This is a genomic window from Paucidesulfovibrio gracilis DSM 16080 (assembly GCF_900167125.1).
GTDB classification, from domain to species: Bacteria; Desulfobacterota; Desulfovibrionia; order Desulfovibrionales; family Desulfovibrionaceae; genus Paucidesulfovibrio; species Paucidesulfovibrio gracilis.
The window spans coordinates 389,243-404,769 of record NZ_FUYC01000002.1 but is presented as its reverse complement, the minus strand read 5'-3'; the positions used below and the strand labels follow the sequence as shown (position 1 = coordinate 404,769).

Here is a 15,527-nt window from a genome sequence, read left to right as displayed (position 1 = left end):
CTCCCGCCCTGCAACCGAATACGGTCAGGGAAGCTGAAACTGTTTCATGGCTTTTTCCAGCATCGCTCCATCGCCGCGTTCTTTCTGCCAGATGCCCGTAACCACGTACATACGGTCCCTGTCATTTTGCAGCAGCATGGTCTGCCGCACCTGGAACGGCTTCCCTTCGTATTCAAAATCACCGAGATAGCCGCAACGAACCCTGCCATCTTCACGACGATACAGCGGTGCTCCCTGCATGACACAGGGTTCCTGCAATCCCATCACCTCACCCACGGATTCCATCCCCTGCCGCGCCAACTGTCCGCAAACATCGCGGGAAACCGTACTCACATCCTCACGTGGAAAATCCTGCACCACCAGATTGATGGTCCCAGCCATAGATTGTTCAGCGTTCACCCAGTTTTCCACGATGCCGGAAGCTTCTCCGGATTCCACCCGCTCGTATCCCTTCGGAAAAAAGAACGTGTACTCCTGAGAATGCACCGCGTCCAGGCCGTTGGGCGCGGTAAACCATTGTGTAAGGGAATCCATTACGGAGGTGGAATCCGAATCGTCCACCGGAGCCGGTTCCTGCCCCCGGGGCTTTCCGGTCGAAACATTCAACGACCCCGAAGACGAGGCAACGGCCGCATCCGTCGAAGCATTCCCGCCCTTGGCCAGTGTCCCGGCGGCTCCCGGCTCCAGCAGTGCCTTGGCTCGACGCCGCTCATCGGCCGACATGGCAGCCCACAACGCATCGGCACGCGTTGCAGCGGCATCGTTGCCCGTGGCCAGCCGATACCATCGCCAGGCCTCCACAACGTTGCGATCTACCCCTTTTCCAAGGTCATATATGCGGGCCAGGGCAAAACAGGCCCGTTCGTCCCCCCCGCGGGCCAGTGGAGAAAACGCTCCTCTGGCGGCTTCAAAATTTCCCTTCTGGTATAGCTCCACCGCTTGATCGTATCCCGTTGCCCACGCGCCTGAAGTCGCACACAACAGCATCAGCACACTCAACACAAGACCACGCATCATACCTCTCCATACGCCCCGTCACCGCAACACGGCGATATCAGTTCGAACGTTCCAATGTGGCATTCCAAAACGCCGAATCCGGCGCACCCAACGGAAGTTCCAACTCCCGCATCGGCTCAATGCCCTTTGTATGGTAATACGCTCCGCCAGGAGTCCGCAATGCCCCGTTGGTCACAAACATGACCGACCCGTCGGACAATTCCACCATGGTCTGGGTTACCCCCTTCCCGAAGCTGGTCTGGCCCATGCTTGTGGCCCGGCCATTTTCCACCAATGCTGCGAGAAAAACCTCTGCCGCGCTTGCCGTAAGCGCGTCCTGCCACACGAACAGCGGCGCACTGTCCAAAGGTGCATTGGTTGCCGAGTACCTCTTGGTTCCACCTTGTGAACGAATATCCACAATGACGGTCCCTTGAGGCAAAAAGAAAGCGGCTGCATCCATGGCCGCAAAAAGGTCGCCGCCGGTGTTGCCGCGCAAATCCAAAACCCGGGGCTGATCCTTGGGGAGTCTTTGCAATATGTGTTGCAATTTTTCAGCAGTTTGCGACGAAAAACTATAGATTCGGATACGCGGCAGCGGACCGCTTTGATCCAGCGCCACTTCATTGAACTCCACCATACGCCGGGACAAAGTGTATCCACGCACTCCGCCGCCCGGCTTGCTTACGGTGATGCTCACACTACCACCGGGCCTGCCCCGAATCCATGAGCCGACCACCCGCACCGCCGTGCCGCGCACGGAACGACGCCCCACAAACGTAAGCACGTCCCCATAACGCACCCCGGCTTGATACGCTGGTCCCCCCGGAAACGGCAAACAGATGATGCGGCCATAAGGATCCGCAAAAATGTCCATGCCCACCCCGGCATACCCGCCTTGGCGGGCTTGTTTCCAAGCGGCGTATTCCTCCGGGGTCAGATAATCGGAAAAAGCGTCCAGCTGCTGCAAATATCCGCGAACAGCCTTACGGACCATGTCCTTGGGCTGCTCGGGATGGATGGATTGCTCCCGAATTTTGACCAGCGCTTCGTAAAACAGCAGCATGTCGTCATTGTCCACCCAGGAATCCTGGGCCAACACCGAAGCGGGAAACAGCAGGCCGACAAGTAACGTAAAAACGGCCAAGGCACGGCACGACACCGGGATGTTCCGGTTCGGCAACGGCATGGCATCCTCCGATCCCGGCCGACGCCGGGCAGCAACCCAATCCATGACAGAGAAGGGCAAGACCATGATGCTCTCGCCTCCCTCTCCACCAAATACGCAACAAAACGGCCCGCTAACCGGCCACAACCGCGCAAACCTTTTCCGTCCCAGCCTGCCGGTAACGCTTTGGACTCATTACACCCGGCAAATACTGGCGGCTTTACCACGTAGAGGGCAAGGCAACACCCTGGAACCCGTGCTCGACCTTCGATCGAACCGCCCCCACGTCAGCCCTTTGTAACCGCCAAAACAACCGGCACGGTCTCTGCGAGCATTACAACGTGCTGAGCGCCTCAGCCTCCTGCAGCAGGCGATCCATTTCCGCCTCTAGCCGCTTGACCTCCTCCTGCTTGGCCGCCAAATCCGGGGAAGTGGCCGCAGCGGAGCGGGCCTCGGTCAATCGGGATTGCAACGAGCGGGCCTGGGTATACAGCTCCCACTGCTCTTTCTTGGCTTCCTCGGTCTGCACCTTGGCCGAACGGATTCGCGTCTGGAGCGAAGCCAGTTGCTCATCCATCTGCACGGTCTTGGACACCAGCGCGTCCCGTTGCGCACGCATTTCCGCACTTTCCGCCTCTAAGGCAGCGGTGCGTTCCTCCTCGATACGTTGCTCTTCCTCCAGGGTCAGCTTGCGGGATTCCCGTTCATCAATGCGCTGCTGCGCCTTGTCCTCGCTCCACCCCCAAAGGCCGCCCTTGGTGGGATCCCCAGTGGTCTGGCAGCCCGTCGCGGCCACCAACCCCACCAGCAAAACCAGCCAGCCTATCCTGCGCATTCCAGCTCCCCCATGGGCGGAGGGACTCCGCCCGGACTTGCGTGTTCTCTTTCTGGACCAACCGTCCCGTTTCGTCCCTTGCTACACAGCCATACGACTGGACATGGACGCGAGCTGCTCGGTCTGCTCCTCCAGCTTGGCGATCTCGACCTTCAATTCCGCGATTTGCTCGTCAAGAGCCTGCGCCTGGTCCGTGGCACCAGAATCCTGGGCCTCGGCCAAAACGCGTTGCTGGTTTTCCAGCTCCCAATTGGCCTTACCAAGGGCTTCCTTGGCCTCGGCTAGCTTCTTATCCACCACTTCCTTTTCCGCCAGGAGCGTGTCCCGATCCGCCTTTTTACTGTCGTATTCAGCACGCAAGGTGGACGTCTGCGTATTCAACTCCGCAATCTCTGTCTGAAGCTGCGCGTTGTACTCCCGGGTTTCAGCGTTGGTCTGCTCCAGGCTGGCGACACAGGCATCCAGCCACTGTTCCTTTTCAGCGTATTCCTCTTTTTTATCGGCGACGTGTGTTCCATACGCATAGCCAGCGGCACCACCGGCAGCCGCACCAATGGCCGCGCCCCAGGCCGCGCTTTCCGCATCCCCACCGATGATGGCACCGAGAATGGCGCCCAGCACAGCACCGCCGGCAGCGCCCGTGGCCGCGCCTTCCTGCTGGGTTTGTCCCCGATCGGTCTTGGCGCACCCGCCCATGACGCTCAGGCCGCCGCCGAGCAGGGTCAACACCAATACCAGGCTAATGATTTTCTTCATCCCGACTCTCCTTGTTATTCGTCTTACAAACTACCCCACCCCGGCATCACTAGGGAGCGGCCAGGGCTTCCAATTGCCGACGCCATCCCACGGTATCGGCACGTTTGGTTTGGTCAAAGTCCTTATATTGCGCCCGCACCGTCTTGAGCACACGAACCTGGTCCGCGGCGCTGTGCTTGAGCAAAAATTCGGTGTAGCGTTCAAAAGCCTTGTCCACGGCCCAATCCGGGGTGGAAGCAAGACGCCGGAACGATTCCGAATACGTTCCCAACGCCGCGTCGATATTGCCCTGCACCTCGTCACGACGCGTTCCAAGTTTTTCCACCATGGCCGTGCGTCCGGCCTTTTCCGCACTCTCCAACAGCATGAGCACGGTGGGAAGCTTGCGCAGTTCGCGATACAGGAAAAATCCCTGCTCCGCGGCAATCTTGGCCCAGGCATACGCGGAATCCTCGTCCGCCTGACGACGAATCACGGCCATGTCTGCAAGAGATGCTTCAACAAAGCCAAGTTCACGGGACAACGCCTCACCGCCACCCAAACGGGCCACCTCCGCCTTGAGCCGTTGCAAATGTTCCATGGCCTCCTGGGACTTCACGTCCGCCTGAACGCTGGTGGGGCTGACGGAAACCGCGGCAGGCATGGCCGCGCCCTGGCCTTCGCGGTATTCTTCCCATGCGAATTCCAAATCCTTAAGCGTAGCCCGGTCCGTGTAAATAATCGACGACAACGTCAGCCGAAATCCCATGGTGGGCTTGGCATTGGGTTTGAATCCCTTGGCCTGGCTACCGATGTAGAACGGTTCCTCGGTACGAAGCGAGGAACGCAGCATAGCCTCCGCCGTGAGAAAATGCCCGCCCCGGGCCACGAAACCACCGGGACGCCCCTGATAATATTCAATCCGGTACAGCGACTGCGTCATCTCGGTCACATTGCCGAGCATGTCGTGCAGTCCCAGCACGTTGGGATCAAGAACGCCGGACGCCTTCAGCTTATTGTGCGAAGAACTGGGACCGGAAAACCACTCATATTTCGGCAAGACGTCATCATACGGTATTTTGCGGTCGAACTGATCCGGCCCGACCTCGGCTCCGCCCCGAGCCGCGAACTCCCATTCCGCTTCCGTGGGCAAACGGACAAATCCCGGCGACGGCCCGCTCATGGGAAGCTTGCCCTGGGCGTTCTCCATCAACCAACGGTTATAGCGATCCGCAAAGGTCAGCGCGTCGAAATACGTCACGCGGGTCATAGGCAGATTGGATTGCAGCAAGTCCTGACTGGCGCCGTCGGGCAGTCCCATCACGGTATAATATTGCCCTTCCGTGACTTCGTACTTGCCCATGTAGTAACACCAATCCTTGCGACCGCCCCGATCCACCAAAAAGGAACCGCCCAGGGCCACGGCCGTGGGATGCTCCCGAAACCCGCCCGAGGGATCGCCCATCTTGAACCGCCGCAAGGCAAAGGGACCGTCCCCCTGGTCCAGAAACACCGGACGAAAAACCATTTCCTCACCGCCGGGCATAGGCAGAACCATATCTCCCTGCGCAGGACGGGGGTTGTGCGCCCGGCACGGCCAGGCCACGGCCAGCATCGCCAGCACCAGCAAAAATCCCCAGACGGTCCGTGCCGCGCCGTCCCCAATGATCACACCAGGTCTGAACATCCGCATCACCTCTCCCTATTCGTCCCGAAGCGCTTCGGCCGGTTCAATGCGTGTGGCTCGCCAGGCCGCCACACTGCCCGCCAGCACCGCCACAAGCACGGTTCCGGCCAATGCCGAAGCAAGGTGCCATGGTTCCAGCCGACACAGACTTTCCTCAGCCTGCAAGTGGTCACGAAACAATGTATTGATGACCACGGCCAACATCTCAAAAAACCCAAAGGCCACGCCGAACCCCGCTGAAGCGATCAGTGAGCCTTGATAAATGGGAAACCGAAACAACGTTGGTCCGGACAGTCCCAGCAGCCGCAACACGGAAAGGTCACGCCGTTTGCGCTCCACCGAAGCATAGAGGCTGGCTGTCAGGGACGCCGCGCCACCAGCCAGGGCCACGCCCGCAATGAGCATAAAAATCAGGGTCAGGTAGCCGTCCAGTTCCATCACGTCGCGAATCCGCTCCGCCTCGGTGCTCACGGTAACACCCCGGCTTTCCAACTCACGTCGCAATCCGTCCACATGATCAATGGTTGCGGCATACAGTCGAAATCCGGCATACCCACGACGCTCCAGCGTGAATTCGCCGGACCGGGGTTCAAAGCCTACGTTTCGTTCCCCGAACAAATTCAAGACCCCGGCCAGCCGCACAGGAATCAACGCCCGGCCAGAAACCGGATTCGCCCCGGGTTGAACGTGGACGGGAAACTCCAAAACAGTGCCATCTTCCCGTTCCAGGCGTAGCCGCAACGGATCGGCGGCCTCTGGGCCTTCTTGTGCAGGAGCGTATTGTTCCGCCAATTCCGGGGGTAACAATACCTTGCGCCACATGGAAGCGGGCGCGTCTTCAGCAACACGATGCCAGCCGGGGTGCACCGCAACGCCCCAGGATTCCGCGTCCTCGGCGGTCATGGAAAAAGCGTCCAGTCCGAGGCGGGCCACTTCCCCGCCGTCCGGCGCCAACAACACGGCTTCCAAATCGCGTACGCCCGGGACCAGCACCGCGCCGCGCCCCCGCAGGGCATACTGCACGGCCAAAAGACTTTCCGCATCCACGGGCTTGGTGCGCGAGGACACCAGATACGCACTGCCAGAAGCGGCCGCTTTCCAGCCGACACGCTCGGCAAGGGCTTGCGGGTCCAATTCCTCTTTGCGCGTAAAGCCGGTGTTGTTCACCAGTCGGAATGAATCCACCCGTGGCAACGGTTCGCGTAGCAATACAACAAGATGATCATACACGGGATAGGCCAGAGCTTGCTCACCGGGCCAACCATATTCCGGTACAGCCTGCCCGTCCTTGAAGCGCTCCACCGCCTCCAGAAACGGCAGCGGAACATACATGGAACGCAGCATGGTGGCCCGGGCACGGGTCACGCCCGTTACGCGAAGCCGCACGTCCGCGGTTTCATAATCGGAACCCCGCAGCCGCTTGACCCGCACGGCCAGCATATCGCCCGGGCTGGCGCCCAGCTCCTCGGACGCGGAAGAAGAAAGCACGCACTCCATCTCCCCAGGAACCTCGGCGCCATTCTGCAACAACAAAGGGTCGCCCTGGTCCGTGGGCAAAATATCCAACGACAGACTTTCACCACCGGACACGAGCCGCGCATCCACCTGCGCGGAAATCTGCCGCGTGAACGGCACCACGAAGTCCACGTCCGGACGCCCGGCCATGGACTCGAACCAATCGCGTTCAAAACTGCGGGACACCATGGGCCGGATTTCCCGGTTGCGCGGATCCTCAATGAGCCGGTCCCGCATGATTTCAATGGTTCCGAATTTCAGTCCAAACAAAATCAGCAACGGAGAAAGGACCGCGGCCACGGCCATCACCAGGCAGACCGACAGAATCCACTCATGGAACAGGTCCGCCAGGGAAAGCCGGAGAACAATGCCGCGCGTCCGTCTCATGCCGCCCCCTTGTATTCCGCCAGGGTGGAAATCGTGCTGTTTTCGGCATCGCGCTGCACCTTGAAACCAAAAATCCGGTCCGCACCGGAACGGGCCAGCCCCAGATCGTGCGTGACCAACACCAAGGTCACCCCAAGATTTCTGGAAATGGTTTTAAACTGTTTTTGGATTTCTTTGGCCGTGAGCTTGTCCACAGCAGCGGTCGGCTCGTCAGCCAGCACAAAGGGCGGACGGTGCGCCAGGGCGCGGGCAATGGCCACCCGCTGGCGCTGGCCGCCGGAAAGATGCTGGGGTTTTTTACTCAATTGTTCGGCAATGCCCAAGGCTTTGGCCAGCGCGTCCACATGCTCGGCCCCGCGCATCCTGTTCAACCGACAGGGGAGCAGAATGTTTTCCCGGACCGAAAGAAAAGGAAGCAACCCGCCGCTCTGCAACACATAGCCAATGGAACGGCGGCGCACGTTGGCCATGTCCGGTTCACCCAAGTCCAGGATGCTGACCGGTCCGGCTTCCTGCTGTTTCCCGGACTGGGCGCGGAAAAAGAACTCCCGGGCCGAGGTGGGCCGTAACACCAATCCCAGCATGTCCAGCAACGTGGACTTGCCGCAGCCGGACGGTCCCACCACCGCGAGAAATTCCCCACGACGCACGGTGAAGTCCGGAATCCGCAATTCAAAGCGGAATCCGCCCTTTTCGCGTATTTTGCGCACATCGCGGAGTCGATACACCACGGCGGCGTCCTCGGATCGGGCCATATTCCTTCCCCTCTGCCCGTTTCGAAAACCTGCCCCGCATCCGGCCATACGACCGGACACGGGACGCGGTGTCCAACAATGTTACGGCAACAGCTCCAGGCTAATGGGGTAGACGTACTGGTCGGGATCGTCCCCCTTGTTCAGTTCCACCCAAAGGTCGGGGCTGTCGTGAATTTCCTGATACGTTTTGACCCGGGCATCCAACTGGTCCAGGAAAGCTTCCTGCCCGTCCACGCCCATGGCCTCCCAAAGCTCGTTGCTCATGTCCATAAGCTGGCTCTTGTACGGCAAGCCTTCCAGGAATTCGGGTACCAGCCCGGTATCCGCCAGCCGGGAAGCATTTTTGATCTTTTCGGGATCACGGGCCGCGGCCGCGGAAGTGGCCTGCAACGCATCAAAGAATTTTTCTGCGCTGATTTGGCCCCGCAACCCCGCCGCCATGATCTCGTCCAGCACGGTCTTAAGCGAATCCAGCTGATTCTTGGTGACCAGCAGTCGGACTTCCATGGATTGCATGGCCGGCGTGACCAAGTCCTTGTCCACTGCCCAGGCCACGATGTCGCGGGGAGCCTGGGCTCCGGTTTTGGTACCCACCCATTCCACAAGGGCGGCGCGCACCACCTGATCCAACACGTCGCCCTCCGGCGAGGCGTTCGCGGCCGGAGCCGTGTTTGTGGTTTCCGAACCAGCCGCAGGATCCGGCTCCAGACCGGCCATTTCTCCCCCGGCGGCCAGGGGAGCCACGTCGCCCTTCACCGCGCTGCTCATCAACCCCGTAATACGGGAGGCAACATCCATGGATACTTGGGTAAAGCCGTCCATGTCGTCGGAGAACACACTCCAATACGCGGACTGCCCGCCGGTTCCCTTGTTGCGCGAAAGCTGCTTGAACTGGCGCTCGGCCGCTTCGTGATACCGCTGCTTGGCCTTGGGGTTTTTGACGTGCACCGCAAAGATGTAGGCGGACTGTTCGTTGGCGAAATTGCGGATGGTCTGTTCGTCCTTGCCCGAGGCATTGAACTTGTGACCAAGCTCATGACCGGGCGCATCGCCCACCAGGATGACGAAACGAATGGCCCCCGGCGTCCACTGCGTCTGCTTGATGGCGTCAGCCATGCCGGAAAAGACGTCCTCGGCGTAATCCACGGAATCAACGGGCGTCACGTCCACACCGGCCAGGGTCTGCATGAACCCGGCGATATCCTGCAATGCGGGCGTATAGTTTTTCGTAGTGTATCCGATGCCGGGAATCTGATCCACGGGATCGCGGTATCCCCAGATGCCGAATCGCATTCCCTGGGCCACCTGGGTGTCCAGTGTGATCTGTTCTGAAACATCCCGCACCACCTGCATGGTGCGTTCGATGTAGGGTCGCATGGAAACCGTGGTGTCCATGACCCAGACGATATCAATCTTGAGATCCCGAAGGTCCGCGTCATCCACCTGCGTGGATCCGGTGGTGGCCTCCTGCAGATAGTCCTGGTTCGTGCGGATGTCCGATTTTTCCCGCGCGCCCGGTCCGGCTTTGGTCACGGCGGCAAGCTGCACCACGCGTCCCTCACGCCCGTCGATCTGCACCGTGTCGAAATCCAGAATGGGCAGCAGATAGAACTGCTCGGACATGTCGATGTATTTCTTTGGTTCCACCGAAACCACGGGGAAATCCGCGGGCGGCGTTCCAGAGGCGATGTCGGAATAGAGCTGCTCGGCGGCGGCGGTGCGCTCTGCCTGCGGTTTGGCCAGCAGATCGTCCAGAGGTCCGCGTCCGTCGAACATAAGCACGGGCTGCCGATCCTGCGGGTGGGTGTAAGCCAGACACATGGTCTGCTTCCACTCAAACACGTCATCGGCCTTCATCCAGCCGAGCACGCCGCCGCGATTGTCGGTTCCCACTTCGTACCATCCGGACTCCAACTCCCGCTCCTCTGCGGAAGGTCTGGCGTAGACGTAGAAGGAGGTAAATGCGGCCACGTTTTCACGCACTGTTCCCGAAGCCGCATCAGGGCTATTGTATACATTGGAAAAGGGGCGGCAAAGCACCCGAAGCGGCAATATCTTCTTTCCCTCGATAACCACCGGTTTTTTGGCATCCTGGGCAAGGGCGAACGACGTCATGCCGAACGCGAGCAATACCGAAAGAATGACCACCACCGCACGACGACTGGACATTTTTTCCCCCTCGAATCTGAAAAACAATCCGTCACCATGTTGCCCACCGTTTCCAAGCCGGCCGCAACAGACGGACTCCAATCACTTTAAATTAGTTCACGGATCGCAAACAATCAATAGGGAAAGCCCACAAAAGCCCAAGGCACCACCGACAATCCCCCGCCCCACGCGCTGACGCCCCGAATTCCGGGTGCAGATAATGCAGATTTTGCTTTTGCTGCCTAAAAATTGCGGAATGCGAAATATGCATGGTATTTTTTTCGGCCCTGTTCGTAGATCAACACTTTCATTCCACAACAAGGAATGCTAACAGGCTGCGAAACAACGGACGTCGCGCAAAGCGTGTCGTCATGCGGAACGACGGCTGCGCCGCCGCGCCGCGGCCCCCGCAAAAAACGGGAGCCACGCCCGAAGCCCGGAACCGGCACAAACGTCCGGTTTCCGCCCAATTCGTATCCATTGCACATTGTTTGAGGAGGTCATCAAATAATGAATCCGCAGGAACTTCTCTACGCCAAGTCCCATGAATGGGTGAAGGTGGACGGAGATACCGCCACCGTCGGCATCACCGACTTCGCCCAACAACAGCTCGGCGACATCACTTTCGTGGAGCTGCCCGACGTGGGCGACACCTTTGATCAGGGCGATGAATTCGGCTCCGTCGAATCCGTAAAGGCCGCCAGCGAACTGTATTCCCCGATCTGTGGCGAAATCGTGGCCGTAAACGACGCGCTGGAAGACGCGCCTGAAAAGGTGAACGAAGATCCTCTGGGCGAAGGCTGGCTCCTGAAGCTCAAGGTTGCCCAGGCTCCCGAAGGACTGCTGGATTACGCGGCGTATCAGGCGCTGGTGGAGTCGGAAGAACACTGACCCCCGGTCCCGGCCTATTTCGTCGGCCCGCCGGATGGTCAACCGACCGGCGGGTCGGCTCCGTCACAGCATGCGGGACGGGGGTTTTCCTGTTCGCACCGTCCCACCGCCAGGAGATGCCATGCCTTATGTTCCCCACACCCCGGAGCAAATCCGGGAAATGCTCGACGTCATCGGCGTGTCCGATGTGGATGAGCTGTTTCACGAAATCAAGGAAGACATGCGGCCCAGGAGCTTTGATGTCCCGGAAGGCCGCAGCGAAATGGAAGTGCTCGCCCATCTGGAGCGGCTGGCCGCCAAGAACGCCAACCCGGAAAGCAGCTTTCTCGGGGCGGGATTTTATGACCACCATATCCCGGCAGCCGTGGATGCCCTTTCCTCCCGGGGTGAATTTCTAACCGCCTACACCCCGTATCAGCCCGAATCCAGCCAGGGTACCCTGCAGGCCATTTTTGAATTTCAGACCGCCATGGCCCGGCTCATGGGCATGGACTGTGCCAACGCCAGCGTCTACGACGGCGGCACCGCCCTATACGAGGCGTTGATGATGGCAGTTCGTAAGACCAAACGCCGCAAGGTCGTGGTCAGCGAAGCCCTGAATCCCATTTACCGGGTCATGCTCGATTCCTACACCACCAACCTGGACCTGGAGCTGGTCACCGTTCCCCACAACGAAGGCCGGACCAATCTTGAGGCGCTCACCAGTGCGCTGGACAACGAGACCGCCGCCATCCTGGTGCAGAATCCAAACTTCTTTGGAAGCGTGAACGACTTTACCACACTGTTTGATGCGGCCCACTCGCATAAGGCCGTGTGCATCACGCTCTCCTATCCCGTGCTTCAGTCCGTGCTCAAGACTCCCGGACAGATGGGCGCGGACGTTGCCGTGGCCGAAGGCCAATGCCTGGGGCTGCCCCTTTCCTTTGGCGGTCCCTACCTGGGCGTCATGACCTGTACCAAGAAAATGGTCCGCCAGCTTCCCGGCCGCATCGTGGGACGCACCGAGGACACCAAGGGGCGCACCGGATACGTGCTCACCCTCCAGGCCCGCGAGCAGCACATCCGCCGGGAAAAGGCCACGTCCAACATCTGCTCCAACCAGTCTCTGTGCGCCCTGCGCGCCATCATCCATCTCAGCCTGCTGGGCGAGGAAGGCTTGCGCCGCACGGCCATGCTCTCCATGGAACGCGCCCATTACGCGGCCCAGCGTCTCACCGAGGTGCCGGGCGTAGAAATGCTCACCCAGGGCGCCTTCGGCAATGAATTTGCTCTGCGCCTGCCCGTCAACGCCTACGAGGTCATCTCTCCATTGCTGGAAAAGAACATTGTGGCGGGCTTCCCTCTGGGACGCTACTATGAAGGGCTGGAAAACGGGCTGCTTGTGGCCTGTACGGAAAAAACAAGCGAGGAACAGATCGGCGTCTTCGCGGAAATGCTTCGGGGGGTGCTGGCATGACCACCATCTTCAAAAAATCCGTGTCCGGGCGCGAAGGGGTCTGGCCCCGCAACGGACATGACAATGTGACCGATTTCATCCCTGCCGAGCTGCTGCGCGACAGCGCCCCCGGCCTCCCTGAAGTCTCGGAGCTGGACGTGGTGCGCCACTTTACGGAGTTGTCCCAGGCCAACTTCAGCGTGGACACCAATTTTTACCCGCTCGGTTCCTGCACCATGAAATACAACCCCAAGATCAACGAGCAAATCGCGGCGTTGCCCGGATTCACCCGGCTGCATCCCGTGCTGCCGCAGCTCAAGGGGGCGGGCAAGCTCTGCCAGGGCGCGCTGGAAGTCATTCACGATTCCGAACGCCTGCTCAGTGAAATCACGGGCATGAAGGCCTTTACCATGCATCCCATGGCCGGTGCCCACGGCGAACTCACCGGGGTCATGCTCATTGCCGCGTATCATCGCGACAAAGGCAATAAGAAAACAAAAATCATCTGCCCGGACTCGGCCCACGGCACCAACCCCGCCAGCGCCACCATCGCCGGATTCGAAGTGGTGACCATCAAATCCCACGACGGCATCGTGGATCCCGAAGCCCTGCGCGAAGTGCTGGACGACGAAGTGGCGGGCGTGATGATGACCTGCCCCAACACCCTGGGACTGTTTGAACGCAACCTGCCGGAAATCGTAGCCATGCTCCGCAAAGTGGATGCGCTGCTCTATTACGACGGCGCAAACATGAACGCGGTGCTCGGCAAGATGCGCGTGGGCGACGTGGGCTTTGACGTGGTGCACCTGAACCTGCACAAAACCCTGGGAACCCCGCACGGCGGTGGCGGTCCCGGTTCCGGCGCCGTGGGCGTGAGTGAACGCCTGGTACCCTATCTGCCCGTATCCCGCGTGGAAAAGCTGGAAGACGGCCAGTTCTATCTGGACTACGACCAGCCAAAATCCATCGGCTATGTGGCTCCCTTCTACGGCAACTTCGGCGTCTACCTGAAGGCTTACGCCTACATCCTGCGCCTCGGACGCGAAGGCCTGCCCCGCGCCTCGGAAAATGCCGTCCTCGCGGCCAACTACCTGCGCAAGCGGCTGGAGCATGCCTTTGAAATCCCCTACAACCGCACCTGCATGCATGAATTCGTGCTCAGTGCGGTTCGCCAGGCCGAGAAGGGCGCCCGCGCCCTGGACATCGCCAAGGCGCTGCTGGATAAAGGGCATCACGCCCCCACGGTCTACTTCCCGCTCATCGTGAAGGAAGCGCTCATGATCGAGCCGACCGAAACCGAAAGCAAAGCCACTTTGGACGGATTCGTGGACGACCTGCTGGAAATCGCCGAGCAGATCGAAAACGACCCCACGCCCATCACGGCCGCGCCCGTGACCCAGCCCGTAACCCGCCTGGACGAAACCAAGGCCGCGCGGGAAATGGTCCTGGTGGACGACTAGCCGCTTTTCTCCCCCCAATGGGTGGAGACCGGCAACATTCGATTCAACAAGGGCCGCGTTCCGTTTTCCGGACGCGGCCCCTTTTGCAGCATCATAGCCCGTGTCCCGGGACAAACTTTTAAGGAGACGCTCCCGTGCAATACGATCTCGTCATCATCGGCGCCGGACCCGGCGGATACGACTGCGCAGTGCAGGCCGCGGCTCTGGGCCTGCGCACCGCCCTGGTGGAACGCGACGCCCTGGGCGGCACCTGCCTGAACCGGGGCTGCGTCCCCACCAAACTGATGCTCGGTGCCACCGCCTCCATCGAAGAACTCCAGGCGCAGGCCAAGGTAAAAATCGCTCAAGGCCATATCGACGTGGACTGGTCCGCCCTCCACAGCCGCAAGGAAAAACTCCTGGCCGGAAGCCGCAAAGCCATGGCCGCCAAGCTGAAAACCACGGGAGTGGATCTTTACGAGGGACACGCCCGGGTTCTTGGTCCGGGACGCGTGGAGGTCAGTGCGGAAACCGCCAGCGTGGTGCTGGAAGGAACCGACCTCGTCCTGGCCACGGGTTGTCGCCCTTCATCCTTTCCCGGTCTGACCCCGGACGGAGACGCCGTGCTGGACTCCGACGCCTTTCTCGCCCTGCCGGAAATGCCCAAAAGCCTCATCGTGGTGGGTGCGGGATTCATCGGGTTGGAAATGGCCCAGGTCGCACATCGCATGGGCGCGCAAATCCACCTGTTCGACGCGCTGGACCGCGTGGCCGCGTATGAGGATCCCGAGGTATCCAAAACCCTGCAATCGGTTTTCCGCCGTTGGAAATGGAAGGTCAAAACAGGAGTCAAGGTGGCCTCCGTGGTCACAGAAAATGCCGCGGCCGTGCTCACGTTGGAAGACGGCACCCGCGTGGAAGCGGAAAAGGCGCTCATTGCCGTGGGACGCCGTCCGAATACCGAGGAACTAGGTCTGGACAACCTGGACGTGGAGTTGCGCGGACCGGGCTGGGTGGTTGTGGACGATCATCTCCGGGCCACGGAACATGTCTACGCCCTTGGCGACGTGAATGGACGCATTCAGCTGGCCCACGCCGCTTCGGACCAAGCCCGCTACCTGGCACGGCTCCTGGCCGGAAAAATTGATACGCCCTACGCATCCGGTCCCGTCCCCAGTGTGCTTTACGGCTCTCCGGAGTGCTTGCGGGTGGGCGTCATGGCCGAGGAGTTGGAATCACAAGGCAAAGCCTGCCGCGTAACCTCTTCGCCATGGGCCGCCAATCCCATTGCCCAGGCCCACGCCGCCACCCAGGGATTCGTCAAGGTGGTCTGGCACGACGACCGCGTGGTGGGCATCACGGCCGTGGGACACGACGCGTCCCGTTTTGCCGCAGCCGCCACCATCATGGTCCGCGACGCCTGGACCAGGCAGCAGGCCGAAGAACTTATCTTCGCCCACCCCACCCTGGACGAGGCGCTCATGCACGCGCTGCTGGACGAATAGCCCGGCTCATGCCCTCAAAAAACAAAAAGCG

Annotated in this window: 12 protein-coding genes; 4 read left to right on the top strand and 8 right to left on the bottom strand. The window is 60.4% G+C overall.

The features are described from left to right. Nucleotides 1-24 precede the first annotated feature (24 nt). The 8 genes from B5D49_RS04170 to B5D49_RS04135 all read right to left on the bottom strand — a co-directional run bounded on the left by B5D49_RS04170 (nt 25) and on the right by B5D49_RS04135 (nt 10,247). Nucleotides 25-1,017, bottom strand: coding sequence for an SEL1-like repeat protein (locus B5D49_RS04170; RefSeq protein ID WP_078716386.1), 993 nt, complete (start codon nt 1,015-1,017; stop codon nt 25-27). A gap of 37 nt (nt 1,018-1,054) precedes the next feature. Next, nucleotides 1,055-2,185 carry a S41 family peptidase gene (locus tag B5D49_RS04165; RefSeq protein WP_159447123.1) on the bottom strand — a complete coding sequence of 377 codons (1,131 nt, stop codon included), beginning with the start codon at nt 2,183-2,185 and terminating at the stop codon, nt 1,055-1,057. Between the two features lie 313 nt (nt 2,186-2,498). Further along, nucleotides 2,499-2,999 (bottom strand): hypothetical protein, encoded by a 501-nt coding sequence (locus B5D49_RS04160; RefSeq protein ID WP_078716384.1) that lies wholly within the window; start codon nt 2,997-2,999, stop codon nt 2,499-2,501. Nucleotides 3,000-3,080: 81 nt separating this feature from the next. After that, on the bottom strand, nt 3,081-3,755 hold the full coding sequence (locus B5D49_RS04155; protein WP_078716383.1) for a glycine zipper domain-containing protein: 675 nt from the start codon (nt 3,753-3,755) through the stop codon (nt 3,081-3,083). A 49-nt stretch (nt 3,756-3,804) separates the two neighbouring features. Continuing rightward, nucleotides 3,805-5,427 carry a formylglycine-generating enzyme family protein gene (locus B5D49_RS04150; protein WP_144019119.1) on the bottom strand — a complete coding sequence of 541 codons (1,623 nt, stop codon included), beginning with the start codon at nt 5,425-5,427 and terminating at the stop codon, nt 3,805-3,807. A gap of 9 nt (nt 5,428-5,436) precedes the next feature. Next, a complete protein-coding gene (locus B5D49_RS04145; protein WP_078716382.1) occupies nt 5,437-7,323 on the bottom strand; it encodes an ABC transporter permease in 1,887 nt (628 codons plus the stop codon). Next, on the bottom strand, nt 7,320-8,078 hold the full coding sequence (locus B5D49_RS04140) for an ABC transporter ATP-binding protein (protein WP_144019116.1): 759 nt from the start codon (nt 8,076-8,078) through the stop codon (nt 7,320-7,322). The genes B5D49_RS04145 and B5D49_RS04140 overlap by 4 nt, the downstream gene beginning before the upstream one ends. Before the next feature lie 81 nt (nt 8,079-8,159). Continuing rightward, entirely contained in the window at nt 8,160-10,247 is a 2,088-nt protein-coding gene (locus B5D49_RS04135) for a vWA domain-containing protein (protein ID WP_078716380.1), read from the bottom strand. Between the two features lie 486 nt (nt 10,248-10,733). Here B5D49_RS04135 and gcvH point away from each other — a divergent pair, with 486 nt between their 5' ends. From gcvH to B5D49_RS04110, 4 genes are all read left to right on the top strand, one after another. Further along, complete coding sequence (gcvH, locus tag B5D49_RS04125; protein ID WP_200806768.1) at nt 10,734-11,117, top strand: glycine cleavage system protein GcvH; 384 nt, start codon at nt 10,734-10,736, stop codon at nt 11,115-11,117. Nucleotides 11,118-11,238: 121 nt separating this feature from the next. Then, nucleotides 11,239-12,573 (top strand): aminomethyl-transferring glycine dehydrogenase subunit GcvPA, encoded by a 1,335-nt coding sequence (gcvPA, locus tag B5D49_RS04120; RefSeq protein ID WP_078716377.1) that lies wholly within the window; start codon nt 11,239-11,241, stop codon nt 12,571-12,573. Beyond that, nucleotides 12,570-14,012 (top strand): aminomethyl-transferring glycine dehydrogenase subunit GcvPB, encoded by a 1,443-nt coding sequence (gcvPB, locus tag B5D49_RS04115; RefSeq protein WP_078716376.1) that lies wholly within the window; start codon nt 12,570-12,572, stop codon nt 14,010-14,012. Before gcvPA ends, gcvPB begins: the two co-directional genes overlap by 4 nt. Nucleotides 14,013-14,146: 134 nt before the next feature. After that, entirely contained in the window at nt 14,147-15,496 is a 1,350-nt protein-coding gene (locus B5D49_RS04110; RefSeq protein WP_078716375.1) for a dihydrolipoyl dehydrogenase family protein, read from the top strand. Nucleotides 15,497-15,527 lie beyond the last annotated feature (31 nt).